The organism is Shewanella sp. 8A, assembly GCF_023475945.1.
Lineage (GTDB): Bacteria > Pseudomonadota > Gammaproteobacteria > Enterobacterales > Shewanellaceae > Shewanella > Shewanella xiamenensis.
In genome coordinates this window covers 98,379-115,790 of sequence record NZ_JAMDJP010000014.1, presented here as the reverse complement: position 1 = coordinate 115,790, position 17,412 = coordinate 98,379, and the positions used below count along the sequence as shown (strand labels likewise).

Here is a 17,412-nt window from a genome sequence, read left to right as displayed (position 1 = left end):
CACTATCCGAACCAGAAAACAGGTTAGGCGTTCTAAATGAACCGCCCTGTGCGGAGCCGCATGCAGGGTGGTGTGGGGGCTGGAGGCTAAATACCTCCGGCTACCCGATTATGTGCCGACCGACAACTCAGGATAACTTTCACGCTCGTGCCTTAAAAATACAACATGTTGTAAATGTGGTATCTCATTTGGTTGGGCTTGCTCAGAATCTCGGAACTTAACTACCAAATACTCTTCTTCAATTTTCATTGGTTCAGGAAAATCTGCTATGACCTCTGCGGCAGCCTCCGACAGTATTTCCCATTGCGAATCTTTTGCGATTTCAGAACCAAATACACAGCGCCAACGAATCGCTTGATTAGATAGCTCAATTGATACAGCACGCAATCCGCCGGTGATACAGCCGAGTAATGCCCTTTGAGCGGATAGCTTAATATCTTCGTTCATATTTTTGCACATAACATTTTATTAGTGCGCATGCGCGTTTACCTCGTTTGACCAGTAAAAACGCGCACAGTTAACTACTTGTATTGCAAATAACTTATCAGCTTCTCTTCAAATATACTATCTGGAAAAACGCGCATGCGCGTTTTCCAAACCTATTATCTCAAATCGCAAGCACATAACTGATTGAAATAAAATAATTATATAAATTAGTCCGTGTACAAACGCGCAAAATTTTTCCACTATTTTCCTTGATATCCGGGAATTTTAAATAATACTGTATAAAATAACAGTATTTAAGAGCGAGGATTATCATGAGTCTAAAAAGCCCATTTCTAAGCGGCCTTCAAGAAGAAATGCGTATGCGTGGTTACAGTATTAGAACGGAAAAAACCTATCTCTATTGGATCAAGGCCTTTATTAACTTTCACAACAAGCGTCACCCTGAAACAATGGGAACGGAAGAAGTTACACAATTTTTAACCTTCCTTGCCAATCAACGAAATGTGGCCATCAACACACAAAAAATTGCACTTAACGCATTAGCCTATTTATATCAGAAGCATTTGCACCATGAGCTTGGGGATTTAGGTTTTTGCTATGCCACTAAACAGAGACATTTACCGACAGTGTTATCCCCATCAGAAATCTCACTAATACTAAATGAACTTGATGGCCGCGATAGGCTAATAATAGAACTACTCTATGGTAGTGGACTAAGAGTTTCAGAATGCCTCAGGTTACGTATCCAAGATATTGATATTGTGAGAGCTTCGCTGACCGTTAGAGACGGTAAAGGACATAAAGATAGGCAAACCATCCTCAGCCATAGATGCGCAGAAAAGCTCACTACATATATTGAAAAGGCTATTAAAATTCAACAGAATGATAACCAGCAAGGGATAGGTCCATCTCTGCCAAATGCATTAGAACGTAAGTATCCCAATGCGTTTAGGCAACACGGGTGGATGTTTATTTTTCCTTCCAGCACAACCTGTATCAATCCTTATACAGGAACACTTTGCAGGCATCATTTACATCAAAGTGTTATTCGTAAAGCGCTCGGGAATGCCGTGCGTAATATTCAAATGAATAAACGCGTCACCTGCCATACGTTTAGGCATAGCTTCGCAACCCATTTACTTCAAGCTGGTCGTGATATAAGAAGTGTTCAAGAGTTACTGGGCCACAATGACGTTAGTACCACACAAATCTATACACATGTACTTGGCCAACATTTTGCGGGAACAACTAGCCCGTTAGACACATTATAAATGTCAGAGTCCTTTTGTAACTCTGTAGCATTACTAAAATTGAGTCAACATACTGATGTTAAAGTGAGCTAGATACTACTTTGCTAACTAGGAATGGGGCATAAACATTGTAGAAAAGGCTGCGTACCGAAAAGAACGCTGCCATAGGCCAACTAATTGGTTGCGCTTTGCTAAACGATCGCCGGAGATCAAAACCGCTTAGGCTAAATTTGTAGCCAATCTGATTTAAATCGTGCTAAATCTTTCATCCATCAATCTATGTTGAATCAGTGCCATTTGCAGGCCCCAACAAAAATGCAAGGAATTATATGCCCACGTCTATCTTGCAAGCGGTAAAGCTCACCCGCTTCGCTTTGTTATCTACACCATTAAGTTCACACAACGTAGGCTCGATCATTTTTGGCGGAATATTGCTAGCAGTGACACCATTAATGGTAAATGCCGCGCCACAACGGGGCGTCAGCTTCCCTCCGAATGCCCAGGCCATAGAAGCCCTTATCGATTCTACTGTTAATCCTTTAATGAACGAATATGGGATCCCTGGGATTGCAATCGGGGTAAGTATCAATGGACAACAGTACTTCTTTTCTTATGGTGTCAGTTCAAAAAAGACAGGGGAAAAGGTGAATGAAAATACCCTATTTGAGATTGGTTCTATCAGTAAAACCTTTACCGCGACCCTCGCAACATACGCTCAACTTGAGGGTAAACTGACGCTAACAGATAAGGTAAGCCAATATCTGCCTGAATTAACCGGTAGCCATTTTGACCAGATCAATCTCATTCATTTAGCCACCCATACAGCGGGAAATCTGCCCATGCAGGTCCCTGATAATATAACCAATAATGCTGAGTTAATAAGCTATTTAAAAGCCTGGCAACCAGCTTATGCCGCAGGTACTCACCGCAATTATGCCAATCCCAGCATTGGTCTTCTCGGTGTGATCGCGGCAAAGCAGCTTGGTCAAGGTTTTCCTGAGGCCGTAGAGCAAACTCTCTTTCGACAACTTGGCATGACAAACAGCTATTTTATGGTTCCAACCAATAAAATGACTGACTACGCCCAAGGCTACAATAAGCAAGATCAGCCAGTACGCCTCAACCCCGGTGTGTTAGCCGATGAGGCCTACGGAATAAAAACGACGGTTGTAGATCTGCTCCGTTTTGTTGAAACCAATATGCAGCAGCATTCGGTGCCTGCAAGGTTGCAACGTGCCATTGATGCCACCCATATGGGCTATTTTGATGTCGGCATGATGACTCAAGCGATGATTTGGGAGCAATATCCGTATCCGATTGCCCTTGATAAGCTCCTCACTGGACATACTCAAGATGTAGTGTTTGGCAGCATGCCAGTGAAAGCCATTACACCACCTCAAGCGCCACAGCAAAATGTCTGGATAAATAAGACTGGCTCAACGGGTGGTTTTGCTGCGTATGTGGCATATATTCCAGCTAAAAAGCTGGCATTGGTGTTATTGAGTAATAAAAATTATCCCGTGCCGCCACGGGTAACCGCGGGTTACCAGATATTAACAGGCTTAGAAACACTGCAAAATTAATATCGCGTCATCATATTTCAGCCCAAACCGCGCTTGCCAAAATGGAGAGGTTTTCTCTCCATTCAATTTCTCTGTTACGAATATCTCGTTATTGATCAAAACCCATGTTAATAAACGCGTTATATTGTTGACTTAAAAATCCACCCCTTATCAATTACAAAACCTGATTAACAAGATAAAAACCAAGTGTAAGCTTAGTTTTACAGCCATAAAAGCATAGAAAAACTTATGTGTTGGATGAAAAAATATTCCTGAAAATCAAGACTATTAGCCATTGAACTACTCAATTTTGGGCGTAAGATGCGCGCCATTGTTCAACTGTGCTTTTTTACGGAATTATGATGTCAGGCGAAAAACCGTCTTCAATCTCATTAAAAGCGTCGGCTTCATCAGCAGGAAGTACCACTCGATTGCTCTTTATGCTGGTCTTTATGGTGGCCTGTGGACAGATGGCCCAAACGATTTTTGTGCCAGCACTCCCGCTGATTGCCCAAGGTTTAGCCGTCGATGCAAGCAAGCTACAAGCAGTCATGGCCTGTTATCTGCTCGCCTACGGTTTATGTCAATTTATCTATGGCCCATTATCTGACCGCTATGGGCGAAAACTCCCACTGTTGGTTGGTATTGGGATTTTTATGATCGGCGCGTTAATTGCCACACAAGCCACAAGCTTTAATCAGTTAATTTGCGCGAGTCTGCTTCAAGGCCTAGGCACAGCTAGTGCCGGCGCGCTGTGCCGCAGCATTCCTAGGGATCATTACTTTGGCGATAACTTAGTTAAATTTAATAGCTATGTGTCCATGGCGGTGGTGTTTTTACCCTTGGTGGCACCCTTCTTAGGGAGCCTTGCTTCAGCCTACTTAGGTTGGCAAGCCGTTTACTGGGTGTTATTTGGGTTTGGTGTCTTTGTTTGGCTACTGCTTTGTTTTGGTTTTAAAGAGTCTTTACCAAAAGACAAACGAGAACAACAACCAGTGTTAGCCTCCTATCGCCATGTGCTACGCCACCGCAGCTTTAGGGCATATCTATTTTCATTAATCGCCACCTTTGCGGGGATTGCTGCCTTTGAAGCCATTGCGGGCGTGCTCTATGGCCAATATTTGCAACTCTCATCTTTTATGGTGAGCTGCTATTTTGTGGCGCCTATTCCCGGCTATTTACTCGGTGCACTGGTAGCAGGAAGACAAAAACAAGCACAACGCACAGTATTTCAAGGTGTTGCCTTGCTCGGTGCTGGCGCATTGTTTATGTTGATCCCAGGGCTGTTTCAACTGGTTGTAGGCTGGAGTTTGTTGATAGGCTCAATTTTATTTTTCAGCGGCGCCGGCATGTTATTTCCGACATTAACCTCGGCTGCGTTAGAACCTTTTCCGCGTCAAGCGGGCATTGCGGGAGCTTTGCTCGGTGGCTTACAAAACTTTGGCGCAGGGCTGGCGGCATTAACCATGTCGCTCGTACCTATGGGAGGCCAGTTAAGTATCGGTTTACTGAGCGCGCTGATGGTGCTTTTAGTGATTGTGGCCTTACATTATGCCCGAGATCAAAATGATACCCATCAAACACTATTGCCGCAAAAAACCTGAGGTTCTCTATCAAAATAACAAAGCCCACTTACGTGGGCTTTTGTTTTTCTGATGCTTATCGATTACAGGATCCGTCTTAGTAAAAAATCTGCTTTTAATCTTCTAATACGATTCATAATCTTCTTCACCGGATCGGGATAGCTTTGCAAAGTATCCACTTGGCTATAGTGATATAACCTCTGTGTATGCTCAAGAATATGCGCTTGCTCGGCCTCAAATTGCGCCTTCCAGCTACCCGTTTCATCGTGGATCAAGAGCCCATTCTCTAAATCCAACGCCCATGCTCTAGGGTTTAGATTTGAGCCTGTGATCAAATGCTTACGCCCATCGGCACTGATACCTTTGAGGTGGTAACTGTTGATCCCATGCTTCCACAGATGAATATTGAGTTGGCCATTATCAATCGCCCACTGCTGACGTTTGGCAAATTTACGCAGCGACTGTTCATATAAATACGGCAAGGCACCGATGGTGGAAAAATCTTGCTCAGGCGGAATATAAAAGTCATTCGCCGTTTTATCGCCGACGACAATATCAATCCGTTTGCCGTTGCGCAGATGTTTAGCTAAGGCGCGGACCAAAATATAAGGAGGGTTAAAGTAAGGTGTGCAGATAAAGAGTCTATCTTTTGACTCCTCAACCATCGCAATAACCGCTTTATTCAATAAATTATGTTTACGGCCTAAGCCAAGTAATGGTGTTACCCGATTACCCGTTCGAGTTGCGTTAAACTCGTACTGTGCCTGTGACAAACGTAATTTAAAGCTGCGCACATCGGTTTTAGGCGGTAACACTTCCTGCTGCGCATCTTGAGTAAGCGATGTCACTGCTGGATCGGCAATGATATAACGTTGGATCATTGCGCGCATGCTGCGTGCAAGCTCTGCTGACTCAATCACATGGTAGCGGTCGAAACGGTATTTATCGTTTTGCTGTAGATAGATATTATTAAGACTTGCGCCGCTATAAATCACGGCATCATCAATTACAAAGCCTTTAAGGTGTAATACACCCATAAACTCACGGGATTTAACTGGTACGCCCATAATCTCGATAGGATATTCAGCTTCAGCCATCACTTTGCGGTACATCAAATAATTACCGCTATCACCCTTATGACCAATCAAGCCACGTCTAGCACGGTGAAAATCGACCAAAATTTTGATATCTAACGCAGGATTTTTAGCCTTCGCCGTCATCAAGGCCTGTAAAATCTCCCGCCCTGCTTCATCATCTTCTAAATAGAGTGCAGCGATGTAGATACTGTTCTTGGCATTTTCGATGCGAGTAAGTAACTCTGCCTTAAATCGGCATGGCGTAAGCAACCACGTTAAAGCCTCGGGTTGAACGGCTATTCCACCAAGCTTATCTAGCAAGGCATCCTCCTTTAAACATGCTGACCACCCCGATAGGAAGCGCTTGGGGTCAGTGACAAAAACATCACAGCAATCTGTGTTAATTCTGGGTAGGCTTCTGTCACTGCCAGCCTGATTGCTTGTTCTACTTTAAGATGAATATCAGGGTCTACCGGAAACCAAAGCAATTCGATTTGGACAAAACGCTGATCAATTCTACCATTACGGTAACTGATGCTGGGGATCCAATCTAATGTAAAACTCTCTGCTTTACCTTTACATATAGCCGCCAAAGACTGCAGTAATGTTTGGCTAAGCTCTGCAACGACTGCCTGGGGTAAGCCGCGCATACTAATATGAGGCATGGTTTTAGTGGTTACCTAAGATCCTAAAATCGTAAGGGGTAGAAATTACCGACTTCACTGCAACTCGGCAAGACTTTTCGATGAAAAGAGCGCGGCGTAACGCCTATTTTGCTGGTAATTTGAGCTGAAACAAGTCATTGGCAATAATAAGTGTAAAATTACGTCGGTTCAGCCTAAATATATACGAGCAGACAAGCCTACTTCAACGACTAACCAAATACGCTTGCACTCTTTATCGGTTGCTCATTTTGGGTACCCAAAATGGTAGTTTAATCACAAAATATGGGTTGCTCCTAATGCAAGCATGCCCGTTTTGCGTGTTTTAGCGTAAACTAAAACGTCACCAGTCAACACTCTAAAACTCTATGAATAAAAAAATCCTGTTAACCCTCGCACTGACTTTAGCTTTAGCGTGGGGCATTTTTCATTTTAAAGCGCAACTTGGATTACTCATTTTGCCACTTTTTATTGGCTTGGTTTTATTTGTTACCCTAAGGTTGTATCGTCTGATGGAAAAAGATGATGGCAGTCATGACCGCTAATTAAGAGAGTAAACATACAACAGACATGGAAACGTTCTCCCCATTATTCAATTTACAGCGTTCGGCAGGCATATTGCTAACGGTAGTAGCAACAGCCCTATTACCACATCAGCTGTGGGCTACGACTGCAGATATTCAACATGCGATCTTGAGTCAACAAATTAATGATATTGCACCACGTCACTCGCAAATTGCGCTGCTGGCACTGGATATGGCGAACAGTAAACAGCTTTATAGCCAGCAAGCTGATACCTTGTTTATCCCCGCAAGCACACAAAAGGTCCTTACTGCCGTCACAGCATTGGCCAACCTTGGGGCCGATTTTCGTTATGTGACGGAGCTATGGAGCGATGCCCCCATTCGCCAAGGCCATATTGCGGGAAGTGTCTATCTGCGCTTTAGTGGCGATCCTACCCTCACTCAAGACGATCTTAAGGCCTTGTTTGCCCGCCTACAAAAACAGGGTATCAACAGTATTGACGGGCATCTTTATCTTATCGGTGATAAACAAGAGCAATTACAAGCTCCTGGCTGGGTGTGGGACGACCTCGGCATTTGTTTTGCGGCGCCGGTGTCGAGTTACATCATCAATCAAAACTGTGTTTATGGGCAATTCGTTCCAAGCTCGAACAAGCATTCCTCTGAGGTCAAATTAAGGGTATCTAGTTTTGGGGTAAAGGTCAGCAGTAACGCGATATTCTCTCCCAAAGCTAGCCATGATTTTTGTCAGCTCGATTTAGTGCGACTTGGGCAAAATCAATATCACCTTCGGGGATGTTATCCTGGCAGTGAGGCTATTCCCCTCGCTATTGCAATAACCGATCCTGAAAAATTCGCCATGGATACGTTAACGGCCACACTCAAGGGGGAAATGTCGCTCTCGGGTAAAGTTAAAATTGGCAACGCAATACCTTCAAAGGCAAAACTTATCGCCAGTCACAGTAGTGCGCCTTTGCCGGAGTTGTTAAAGACTATGTTGCTTAAGTCGGATAATCTGATCGCCGACAGCCTGTTTAAGTTAGTCGGACAACACTATTACAAAACCCAAGGAAATTTTACCAATGGTGCAGCGGCCATGCGCCATATCCTTAGCGATTTGGGAGTAGATTTAACCCACGCCAATATCGTCGATGGTTCAGGGCTTTCTCGTTATAACTTATTGAGCGCAAGGCAATTAGCCAATGTGCTTACACTAATTTATCAAGATGCCCGCTTTCACAGCCTGATTGACAGTTTGCCCGAGGCGGGAGTCAGCGGTACGCTAAAATATCGACTGGGTTACACTCAACCACCGCTCAAAAACCGTGTTTTTGCCAAGACAGGTTCAATGCAAGGGGTTGCCAATTTAGCTGGTTTTATTCGAATACCACAGCGGGATATCTTATTTGTGGTGCTTGAGAATGGCATTAGTCCTGAAACGAAAAAACAACGCACGCCTGCGTTTAGCGCTGACTTTTTGACTCGTCTCATAACTACGGTTGAACAACAGGCACAAACAAACCCAACATCAACCAAAGAACTCAACACGGTTAAATTAATTGACTGACAAAACTAAAAAGCACTGATAAATCAGTGCTTTTTACATCATTTATCTCACCAACCCAAACTTAGAATAATTCTGCTGGCATTGCCATAGTACTGGCATCACCCGCACGCACTTGCGCTAAATGATAATCGGCCTTAGGCAATAACTTATCAAAATAGAATTTAGCGAGGTAAGCTTTTTGCTCGGCAAAGTTTTTATCCTCTGCACTAGGGACCTTATCCAACATGGCTAGCCAATAAAAACCATATAAGCTGTAACCAAAGGCATCTAAAAAGTCGACTGCACAAGCATTGATTAACGCAGGTTGAGTCAGTTTTTGCTCATTGATCGATTCGGCCACATGGACTAAAGCATCTAAACGAGCACAAACGGCGGCAACTTTTACACCGTCGACCTGTGTAAATTCACGCATTTGTGCTTTTAATTCGGCCACAAACTCTTTTAGCGTCGCTAAGTTGTCGCCAGTGACTTTTCGACCAAGGAAGTCAATGGCTTGAATACCATTTGTGCCTTCATAGATTTGCGCAATGCGGGTATCACGTACCAATTGCTCAATGCCTGTTTCACGAATATAACCATGTCCACCAAAGACTTGCTGCGCCATGATAGTCGCGTCTAAACCACGGTCAGTTAAAAACGCTTTAGCAACGGGTGTTAATAACCCCACGTAACGGGCAGCTTTAGCTTTAACCTCATCTTGAGCATATTTCGCCAAATCGAGCTGTTTGCCGGTAAATATGGATAAGGCACGTCCCGCTTCTGTCATCGCGCGGATTGTCAGTAGCATACGGCGCACATCGCCATGGACGATAATAGGATCAGAATCGCTTCCCGTGGGTGAGCCACCGGCTGCAACGCCTTGATTGCGCTCTTTAGCATAATCGGCGGCCATCTGATATGCGGCTTGTGCGCTGCCAAGCCCTTGAATACCAATAGCTAAACGTTCGTAGTTCATCATGGTGAACATACAAACCAAGCCACGATTAGGCTGGCCAATCAGATAACCCTTTGCTTCATCAAAATTCATCACGCAGGTTGCTGAGCCTTTAAGGCCCATTTTGTGCTCGATTGACCCCACGCTAACACCGTTAGCCTCACCTAAGCTGCCATCATCATTAACCGTGATTTTGGGTACGAGGAACAGTGAAATACCTTTGCTTTCTGGTAATTTTGCCAGCACTAAGTGAATGACGTTTTCAGTTAGATCGTGATCGCCACCAGTAATAAAAATTTTGCTGCCACTAATCGCATAACTGCCGTCCTCCAATGGAATAGCGCGAGTGCGAATATTACGCAGATCAGAGCCAGCTTGTGGCTCTGTCATATCCATCGCTCCAGCCCATTCACCAGAATATAACTTGGGTAAATAAGCTTGTTTTAATGCTTCGCTACCGTGGGCATTGATACACAAAGCAGCCCCCGCAGTTAATGAGCCATAAAGCGTAAACGCGTTGCAGGCACTGTAGGCCATTTCATCCACTAATACACCAAGCATTTTGGGCATGCCCATACCACCAAACTCAGGCTCACCACATAGGCCTACCCAACCACCTTCAGAATATTGCTTATATACGGCTTTATACCCCTCGGGGGTAATCACACCATTATCTTGGTGTAAAACGCCTTGCTCATCACCAGCACGGTTTAGCGGATGGATTAATTCAGCACTGATTTTTGCCGCTTCTTCAAGGATTGCATTGGCCGTATCCATATCAACCATTTCTGCAATCTCAGGTAATTGTGACCACGTATTTGGGGCATCAAAAACCTGTTCCAGTAAGAAACGCATATCTGCTAACGGGGCTTGGTAAGGATTCATTGGGAGACTCTTAAACGTAGGATTTAAACAGTTGTTTTAATTTATACCAGTTCTATACAGAAAACAATCTCATTACAAATTCACTTTGATGCTAAGCACTAATCTACGCAACATAACAGAGTGAAGAACAGGCAATAAAAAACCCTTAAGTGACCTTAAGGGTTATAGTGTAGCGAGAAGTAAACTAGGTTGTCGTCGGCTTAGCTCACGATTAACGTATTGATTACCACATTAAATCGTCAGGGATCGCATAATCAGCATAAGGGTCATCTTCGACTTCTACGGCCTTACCCGCATCCTGTTGCCACAAATAGCCGCACCATTGTGGCACCAATAGATTCACACGTTCGGCAAGCTTGTGGGGGACGAGGTAGCTCTTATCTTCGTATCGAACAATCCCTAATTGGCCTTTAAGCAATTCGGATTGAATTTTCTCATCGATATAGACAGAGTAAATTTTATTGTCGAGCGTATAGTTGAATTTGATCTCGGCATGACTTGGGATCTTGATAGCAAATTGCGTGAATTCACTCACTAATCCTCGCACTTGTCCTCGGGCCGTTGCCTCGGCAAAGCGTTGTTCATTGAGGGCTTTGTCTTTTTCAGCTTGTAAGCGTTTTTGCTCGGCAATCTCAAGTTTTAACGCGCTTGAGCCGTCGTCAACCCGCGCCTTTTTATCGCGACGCTTTTGCGTTTTTACATCACGCACTTTTTGTTTACTGGCAAGTCCAGCTTTCAGTAGCTGCTCTTGTAATGCATTCGCCATGGATTTTCACCCGATTTTCTATTAAATAAATGAGTTATAACTATTTAGTTACTGCTCTTTGTTGCTAATTCACCTAAGGCAGTCATCGCGATACTGGCACCGCCCAGTGACCAACCTCCATCGACGGGAAGTACAACCCCCGTGATATAGGATGCCAGCTCAGAGCCTAAAAATAACGCGGCGTTGGCAATATCTTGCCCTTCCCCATTACGTTTTAACGGTACCGATTGTGCCACTTGTTGCTGTAGTGCAGCGCTCGGCGCTAAACGATTAAAGCCTTCGGTGCCTGTAATCGGGCCTGGAATAATGGAGTTAATTCGAATGCCTTCACAGCCCCATTCAATAGCTAAGGTTCGCGTCAGCATGTCAACCCCCGCTTTTGCCGCACAAACATGGGCCTGCATTGGCATCGCAATCGATGCCTGTGGCGCAGAAATTTGAATAATATTCCCCTGTGGGCGACGCAGTAAAGGATAAGCTGTTTTCAGTACTTGGAAACTTCCCAATAAATCAATATCCATTACGGCTTTAAAACCATTCGCCGAAAGCTTAGCGGCAGTTGCTGGGAAATTGCCCGCAGCGCCGCTCACCAATACATCAATAAATCCAAATTCTGAGGCGATGGTTTCAAAGCCCTGCTCTACTGCGGCTAAATCCCTGACATCGAAACTCACCCCAAGATGGATCCCATCTGAATTCGCCTGTTTGAGCTGTAACACCGCAGCATCGACTTTATCTTGGCTGCGACTCGCCACCGCCACATTGGCTCCCGCATGGGCAAACGCAATGGCAATTGCGAGGTTTATGCCACTGGTACCACCGACAACGACAACATTCTTACCCTGATAATTAAACATCGTAGTATTGAGCATGGACGTTCTCCGTGAACAGTTAAAGTTTGTCGCGAATACGAACCTTAACAGCTAAATAGTGTGCTGTTCAGTATACTAAAGCAAAGATTGGTGAATCGCCTGCAGCGCAGCCAGAGGATCTGTTGCCTTAGTGATCGGACGACCAATCACTAAATAATCAGCACCGGCAGCAAGCGCCTCAGGCGGCGTCATCACACGGTGTTGGTCGCCAACCTCACTACCCACAGGGCGAATGCCGGGTGTAATAAGTTTAAAGTCTTGACCTAATAAAGACTTAAGCACGCTCGCTTCTTGGGCTGAACAGACAACACCATCAAGTCCGGCCTGTTTAGTCAATTTAGCTAAACGCTGAACATGCTCAAATGCTGGCACATCAATGCCGATGAGCTTCAGATCGTCATCGCTCATAGAGGTTAATACCGTCACAGCAATCAGCATTGGCGCCTCTTTACCGTAAGGCAGCAAAGCCTTTCTCGCCGCTTCCATCATCGCTAAGCCGCCACTGGCATGGACATTCGTCATCCACACACCAAGTTCCGCTGCAGCAGCAACAGCTTTAGCAACCGTATTAGGGATATCGTGAAATTTTAAGTCGAGGAAAAGATCGAAGCCACGGTCATGGATATCTTTAACCAATTGCGGGCCGAACAGGGTAAACATTTCTTTGCCCACTTTCAGGCGGCACATGTTGGGATCGAGTTGATCTATCAATTGTAAAGCGTGGTTTTTATTATCGTAATCAAGCGCTACGAGGATAGGTTTAGTCGTCATCATCTCTCCAACAGGGTTACACTAACTAGATATTTTAAAAAGTTATTCACCGTCCAAGCCTCTGATCCGTTTAATGGTGCCCCACTTTTTGCAAGAAGGACAATGCCAATATAGTGTATGGGATGGGAAACCACATTCTTTACAGCGGTAGCTTGGCCGGAATTTAATTTGTTGCTCAACAAGTTGCTCAAGCATCGTCAAACTTTGTTTAGCTTGCCCTTCTTCTGCTTGGCGTAGATGCATTTGCATTAAGTGCTGAAAACCCTTCATGGTAGGATGGCGATAAAGCGCATCGAGCACCATGTTTTCAGCAGCTTTAATCTCATCAAGGCTTATCATATGTTGGGCAAGCGCCACCACTACGGATGCGCCAGCACCTTCAGCCATAGCGCCAGCTAATAACTCTTGATAGCCCTCTTTATCTTGAGTATCGCGATATACTTCTTTAGCCGTCGGCAGTGCATCAGCAAAAAGCTCAATATCGGCCTTTTTTAATGCTATCAGCATGGATTTACACTGACTGTAATCCTTCGCATCGAGAAATTTCTTGGCAAGAGTCAATAAGGCTCGGCCACATTTGGGATCTTGTTTTAAGGCCTGTTGCAGTAGCTTGACCTTCTCAGCATCATCACTGGTTTCATCGGCAAGTTGGCAATAAAAATGGGCAGTTATCGGTTTGAGTACGAGTTGACGTTTACGGCTTAAACGTTTGGTGATATCGATGGCTTTTTGCCATTCCTTTATCACTTGGTAAATCGCAATCAGCTGAGTTTCAGACTCTTCACTGTGGTCATCTTGACTCACCAAATTCAGAAAAATTTCCTCGGCGCGGTCGTAAAATCCCGCGGCAAGATAGTCTTTGCCCAGCTCCATCATGGCGATATCGCGCTGCTCATTGGTGAGCGTAGGACGGGCAATTAAGTTTTGATGGATACGAATCGAGCGGTCAACCTCACCACGCTTACGGAATAAGGAACCGAGGGAAAGATGGGTATCGATGGTTTCATCGTCTACATCAAGCATACTGATGAACAAGTCGACCGCTTTGTCCGACTCGTTAGACAATAAGTAATTTAAGCCAGTGAAGTAATCACGACTTAATTGTTTACGCTGATTGCTCTGATTTTGCCTTATGCTCCGCCGCCCCATATACCAACCGTAACCGGCAGCAATAGGAAGCAACAGGAAGAGGATCTCAAGCATATTAGGCGTCTACACCTTGAGGTTTTTTAGCAGTTTGAACCGTTAATTTCTTTTTCGTTGCCGCTAAAGCCAATTTAAGTTTCACAATATAATAGCTCGCTACCAGCCAACTAAGCATAAAGCCTGCAAAGAAAACAATCGCTAACACAACGGGTAAACGGTACTCCCCTTGTGCCACAAAGTAGCTGATTGTCACGACTTGTTCATTACGTGCGCCAAAAATCAAAGCCACTATAAATAACAGTGCCACTAGGACTGTCGCTACAAAAGATTTCACGTCGCACTCCCTTAAACGCCTTTCAATTTTCTGATTATCCAAGAAATTTACTGAGCTGACCAGCTTTGCCTTACATTAGATATAAAAAAGCCCCCTTGCGGAGGCTTTTTGCAATGCGGTCAATTAAACATTGACAGCGTCAACGCGTTCGCGCAGTTCTTTGCCTGGCTTAAAGTGCGGGACGTATTTGCCTTCCAATTCGACGGATGAACCCGTCTTTGGATTGCGGCCAGTACGCGGCGCACGATAATGAAGCGAGAAACTACCAAAGCCACGGATCTCAATACGATCACCGCTTTCTAATGTTGATGCCATTTGCTCCAACATCTCTTTGATTGCGCCTTCTACCTCTTTCGCCGACAGCTGCGACTGCCTGGTGGCGAGTTTTTCGATCAGTTCGGATTTTGTCATCCTAGCTATCCCCTATTATCAAGCCAAACACAGTCACCTAATGGGGAGAAAATCTCCCCATACAACAGGCGATTATTTGCGAGCTGCTTTAAACGCTTCAGCCATTGCATTACTAATAACAGCGTCTTCTTGTTTATTCAAGGTCGCCATTACTTCTTTTTCTTCAGCTTCGTCTTTCGCTTTGATTGACAGGCTGATAGAACGGTTCTTACGGTCAACACCCATGAACTTAGCTTCGATTGCGTCACCTACTGAGTAAACAGTAGATGCATCTTCGATGCGCTCACGGCTGATGTCAGCTACACGGATGTAACCTTCAACAGTGTCAGCCAGTTCAACAGTCACACCTTTAGCATCAACAGCAGAAACAGTACCGTGTACGATAGTACCTTTCTTCTTGTCAGCTAAGTAAGCGTTGAATGGGTCGTCTTCAGTTTGTTTAACACCTAAGCTGATACGCTCACGCTCTGGGTCAACAGACAGAACCACTGCGTGGATTTCGTCGCCTTTCTTGTACTCAGATACTGCGTCTTCGCCAGTGCCGTTCCAAGAAATGTCAGACAAGTGAACTAAACCATCGATACCGCCGTCAAGACCGATGAAGATACCGAAGTCAGTGATTGACTTGATCTTACCAGAAACCTTGTCGCCTTTGTTGTAACGAGTTGCGAAGTCATCCCATGGGTTGGTCTTACATTGCTTCAGACCTAGAGAAATACGACGACGCTCTTCATCGATGTCCAGAACCAGAACTTCAACTTCATCACCTAAGTTAACCACTTTAGATGGGTGGATGTTCTTGTTAGTCCAATCCATTTCAGAAACGTGAACTAAACCTTCAACGCCTTCTTCGATTTCAACGAAACAACCATAGTCAGTCAGGTTAGTTACGCGACCAGTTAACTTAGTGTTTTCTGGGTAGCGCTTGCTGATTTCTAACCATGGATCTTCGCCAAGTTGTTTCAGACCTAGAGACACACGAGTGCGCTCACGATCGTACTTCAGTACTTTAACGTTGATTTCGTCACCAACGTTGACGATTTCAGATGGGTGCTTAACGCGTTTCCATGCCATATCAGTGATATGTAACAGACCGTCAACGCCACCTAAATCTACGAATGCACCGTAGTCAGTCAGGTTCTTAACGATACCTTTAACTGCTTGACCTTCTTGCAGGTTTTCTAACAGTGCATCACGCTCAGCGCTGCTTTCTGATTCGATAACTGCACGACGAGAAACAACAACGTTGTTACGCTTCTGGTCTAGTTTGATAACTTTGAATTCTAATTCTTTGTACTCTAAGTGAGCGGTGTCGCGAACTGGGCGCACGTCAACTAGAGAACCTGGTAAGAAGGCACGGATACCGTTTAATTCAACAGTGAAACCGCCTTTCACTTTACCATTGATGATACCGATTACAGTTTCAGCATCTTCGTAAGCTTTTTCCAGAACGATCCAAGCTTCGTGACGTTTCGCTTTTTCGCGAGACAGTTGAGTCTCACCGAAGCCGTCTTCAACAGAGTCAAGAGCTACGTCAACTTCATCACCAACAGCGATTTCTAAAACACCTTGAGCGTTTTTGAATTGTTCAGCTGGGATTGGGCTTTCAGACTTCAGACCTGCATCAACCAGAACCATACCGTTTTCGATAGCAACTACAGTACCACGAACGATAGAGCCTGGACGGAATTCCAGAGTTTGAAGGGATTGTTCAAATAGATCAGCAAAAGATTCAGTCATGTTTAAGTTACTTTAATGTAATAAACCACAGTCAATCCTAGACGTGGAGTCAGTCAAATTATCCGTATCATCCTTAATACGAATACCTACCCGAGCAATAATTTTAGTTAGTGCTGGATAATTTTTGCTTGATAAAGTTGAGCGCAAGCTCCAGTACTTCATCAATACCTTTATCGCTTGTATCGATAACGAGCGCATCCTCGGCTGGGACCAATGGTGCCACAGGACGATTCATATCGCGGTCATCACGTTCGATAATTTCAGCTAAAAGGCGCTCGATATTAACATCGAAGCCCTTGTCCTGCAACTGATTATAGCGTCTTTGAGCCCGCTCTTGTGCCGATGCCGTTAAATATAATTTAGCCGATGCAGTTGGGAAAACTACCGTCCCCATATCGCGGCCATCGGCAATCAATCCCGGTGCCGTTCTAAAGGCTCGTTGGCGACGCAATAAGGCTTCCCTAACACGGGGAAACGCCGCCACTTTAGAGGCAGCATTTGAACATTCTTGGGTACGTATCGCTGTGGTGACGTCTTCACCTTCTAAGATCACTTGAACGGGATCTTTCTCATTGCCCGTTAAAAATTTCACATCGAGGTGTGAAGCTAGCAAGGTGATGGACTCTTCATTTTCCAGTTCTACGTCGTGATGAATGGCAGCTAATGCAAGTACTCGATAAATTGCACCACTATCAAGTAGTTGCCAACCTAGATGCTTAGCCAATAATTGGCTAATTGTCCCTTTACCAGCACCACTTGGGCCGTCGATTGTGACTACAGGAGCCCGTTCAGACATACATTCCTCCGCAAAAAATAATCATCATCCGTGAGTTCATAAGTAGAGCCCCGAAAATGAGCGCGCCGCATTGTACAATAATATAC

The 17,412-nt window shown here is 44.7% G+C and carries 17 protein-coding genes; 5 read left to right on the top strand and 12 right to left on the bottom strand.

What is annotated here, in order from left to right; all coding sequences use genetic code 11:
- Window positions 1–108: 108 nt before the first annotated feature.
- Window positions 109–447 (bottom strand): MafI2 family immunity protein, encoded by a 339-nt coding sequence (locus tag M0413_RS12815; RefSeq protein WP_240292973.1) that lies wholly within the window; start codon window positions 445–447, stop codon window positions 109–111.
- A gap of 311 nt (window positions 448–758) precedes the next feature.
- Between M0413_RS12815 and M0413_RS12810 the strand changes: the two genes are divergently transcribed.
- From M0413_RS12810 to emrD, 3 genes are all read left to right on the top strand, one after another.
- Complete coding sequence (locus M0413_RS12810) at window positions 759–1,718, top strand: integron integrase (protein ID WP_055646947.1); 960 nt, start codon at window positions 759–761, stop codon at window positions 1,716–1,718.
- Between the two features lie 431 nt (window positions 1,719–2,149).
- Entirely contained in the window at window positions 2,150–3,280 is a 1,131-nt protein-coding gene (ampC, locus tag M0413_RS12805; RefSeq protein ID WP_249554474.1) for a class C beta-lactamase, read from the top strand.
- A 338-nt stretch (window positions 3,281–3,618) separates the two neighbouring features.
- Window positions 3,619–4,863, top strand: a complete 1,245-nt coding sequence (gene emrD, locus M0413_RS12800) for a multidrug efflux MFS transporter EmrD (RefSeq protein ID WP_249554464.1) — start codon at window positions 3,619–3,621, stop codon at window positions 4,861–4,863.
- Window positions 4,864–4,925: 62 nt separating this feature from the next.
- Here the strand turns inward: emrD and pssA are convergent, their stop codons facing one another.
- Both pssA and M0413_RS12790 read right to left on the bottom strand, forming a co-directional pair.
- Complete coding sequence (gene pssA, locus M0413_RS12795; RefSeq protein WP_037428083.1) at window positions 4,926–6,239, bottom strand: CDP-diacylglycerol--serine O-phosphatidyltransferase; 1,314 nt, start codon at window positions 6,237–6,239, stop codon at window positions 4,926–4,928.
- Window positions 6,240–6,250: 11 nt separating this feature from the next.
- On the bottom strand, window positions 6,251–6,583 hold the full coding sequence (locus tag M0413_RS12790; RefSeq protein WP_249554462.1) for a DUF1904 domain-containing protein: 333 nt from the start codon (window positions 6,581–6,583) through the stop codon (window positions 6,251–6,253).
- A 365-nt stretch (window positions 6,584–6,948) separates the two neighbouring features.
- Here M0413_RS12790 and M0413_RS12785 point away from each other — a divergent pair, with 365 nt between their 5' ends.
- Together M0413_RS12785 and dacB are read left to right on the top strand one after the other, a co-directional pair.
- Window positions 6,949–7,125, top strand: a complete 177-nt coding sequence (locus M0413_RS12785) for a hypothetical protein (protein WP_037418920.1) — start codon at window positions 6,949–6,951, stop codon at window positions 7,123–7,125.
- Window positions 7,126–7,150: 25 nt separating this feature from the next.
- The gene (gene dacB, locus M0413_RS12780; protein WP_249554460.1) at window positions 7,151–8,671 is read left to right on the top strand and encodes a D-alanyl-D-alanine carboxypeptidase/D-alanyl-D-alanine endopeptidase; all 1,521 of its coding nucleotides are present in this window, start codon (window positions 7,151–7,153) and stop codon (window positions 8,669–8,671) included.
- Window positions 8,672–8,732: 61 nt separating this feature from the next.
- Here dacB and M0413_RS12775 read toward each other — a convergent pair whose 3' ends face one another.
- From M0413_RS12775 to cmk, 9 genes are all read right to left on the bottom strand, one after another.
- Window positions 8,733–10,490, bottom strand: coding sequence for an acyl-CoA dehydrogenase family protein (locus M0413_RS12775; RefSeq protein WP_037428085.1), 1,758 nt, complete (start codon window positions 10,488–10,490; stop codon window positions 8,733–8,735).
- A gap of 223 nt (window positions 10,491–10,713) precedes the next feature.
- Window positions 10,714–11,256 carry a DUF2058 domain-containing protein gene (locus tag M0413_RS12770; protein WP_037428086.1) on the bottom strand — a complete coding sequence of 181 codons (543 nt, stop codon included), beginning with the start codon at window positions 11,254–11,256 and terminating at the stop codon, window positions 10,714–10,716.
- Between the two features lie 44 nt (window positions 11,257–11,300).
- Complete coding sequence (locus M0413_RS12765; RefSeq protein WP_249554458.1) at window positions 11,301–12,128, bottom strand: SDR family oxidoreductase; 828 nt, start codon at window positions 12,126–12,128, stop codon at window positions 11,301–11,303.
- Between the two features lie 75 nt (window positions 12,129–12,203).
- Window positions 12,204–12,899 carry an orotidine-5'-phosphate decarboxylase gene (gene pyrF, locus M0413_RS12760; protein ID WP_218678636.1) on the bottom strand — a complete coding sequence of 232 codons (696 nt, stop codon included), beginning with the start codon at window positions 12,897–12,899 and terminating at the stop codon, window positions 12,204–12,206.
- Between the two features lie 42 nt (window positions 12,900–12,941).
- Window positions 12,942–14,102 carry a lipopolysaccharide assembly protein LapB gene (gene lapB / locus M0413_RS12755; protein ID WP_037418905.1) on the bottom strand — a complete coding sequence of 387 codons (1,161 nt, stop codon included), beginning with the start codon at window positions 14,100–14,102 and terminating at the stop codon, window positions 12,942–12,944.
- A gap of 1 nt (window position 14,103) precedes the next feature.
- The gene (locus tag M0413_RS12750; protein WP_037418900.1) at window positions 14,104–14,379 is read right to left on the bottom strand and encodes a LapA family protein; all 276 of its coding nucleotides are present in this window, start codon (window positions 14,377–14,379) and stop codon (window positions 14,104–14,106) included.
- A 123-nt stretch (window positions 14,380–14,502) separates the two neighbouring features.
- A complete protein-coding gene (gene ihfB, locus M0413_RS12745) occupies window positions 14,503–14,790 on the bottom strand; it encodes an integration host factor subunit beta (RefSeq protein ID WP_037418898.1) in 288 nt (95 codons plus the stop codon).
- 72 nt (window positions 14,791–14,862) lie between these two features.
- Entirely contained in the window at window positions 14,863–16,530 is a 1,668-nt protein-coding gene (gene rpsA, locus M0413_RS12740; protein WP_011072381.1) for a 30S ribosomal protein S1, read from the bottom strand.
- Window positions 16,531–16,633: 103 nt separating this feature from the next.
- Window positions 16,634–17,326: a (d)CMP kinase gene (cmk, locus tag M0413_RS12735; protein ID WP_037418896.1), complete on the bottom strand. Its 693-nt coding sequence runs from the start codon at window positions 17,324–17,326 to the stop codon at window positions 16,634–16,636.
- Between the last annotated feature and the right edge of the window lie 86 nt (window positions 17,327–17,412).

Coding starts and splice junctions, on each gene's coding strand:
- M0413_RS12815 (WP_240292973.1), bottom strand. CDS start 447: ATGAACGAAGATATTAAGCTATCCGCTCAAAGGGCATTACTCGGCTGT.
- M0413_RS12810 (WP_055646947.1), top strand. CDS start 759: ATGAGTCTAAAAAGCCCATTTCTAAGCGGCCTTCAAGAAGAAATGCGT.
- ampC (WP_249554474.1), top strand. CDS start 2,150: ATGGTAAATGCCGCGCCACAACGGGGCGTCAGCTTCCCTCCGAATGCC.
- emrD (WP_249554464.1), top strand. CDS start 3,619: ATGATGTCAGGCGAAAAACCGTCTTCAATCTCATTAAAAGCGTCGGCT.
- M0413_RS12790 (WP_249554462.1), bottom strand. CDS start 6,583: ATGCCTCATATTAGTATGCGCGGCTTACCCCAGGCAGTCGTTGCAGAG.
- M0413_RS12785 (WP_037418920.1), top strand. CDS start 6,949: ATGAATAAAAAAATCCTGTTAACCCTCGCACTGACTTTAGCTTTAGCG.
- dacB (WP_249554460.1), top strand. CDS start 7,151: ATGGAAACGTTCTCCCCATTATTCAATTTACAGCGTTCGGCAGGCATA.
- M0413_RS12775 (WP_037428085.1), bottom strand. CDS start 10,490: ATGAATCCTTACCAAGCCCCGTTAGCAGATATGCGTTTCTTACTGGAA.
- M0413_RS12770 (WP_037428086.1), bottom strand. CDS start 11,256: ATGGCGAATGCATTACAAGAGCAGCTACTGAAAGCTGGACTTGCCAGT.
- M0413_RS12765 (WP_249554458.1), bottom strand. CDS start 12,128: ATGCTCAATACTACGATGTTTAATTATCAGGGTAAGAATGTTGTCGTT.
- pyrF (WP_218678636.1), bottom strand. CDS start 12,899: ATGACGACTAAACCTATCCTCGTAGCGCTTGATTACGATAATAAAAAC.
- lapB (WP_037418905.1), bottom strand. CDS start 14,102: ATGCTTGAGATCCTCTTCCTGTTGCTTCCTATTGCTGCCGGTTACGGT.
- ihfB (WP_037418898.1), bottom strand. CDS start 14,790: ATGACAAAATCCGAACTGATCGAAAAACTCGCCACCAGGCAGTCGCAG.
- rpsA (WP_011072381.1), bottom strand. CDS start 16,530: ATGACTGAATCTTTTGCTGATCTATTTGAACAATCCCTTCAAACTCTG.
- cmk (WP_037418896.1), bottom strand. CDS start 17,326: ATGTCTGAACGGGCTCCTGTAGTCACAATCGACGGCCCAAGTGGTGCT.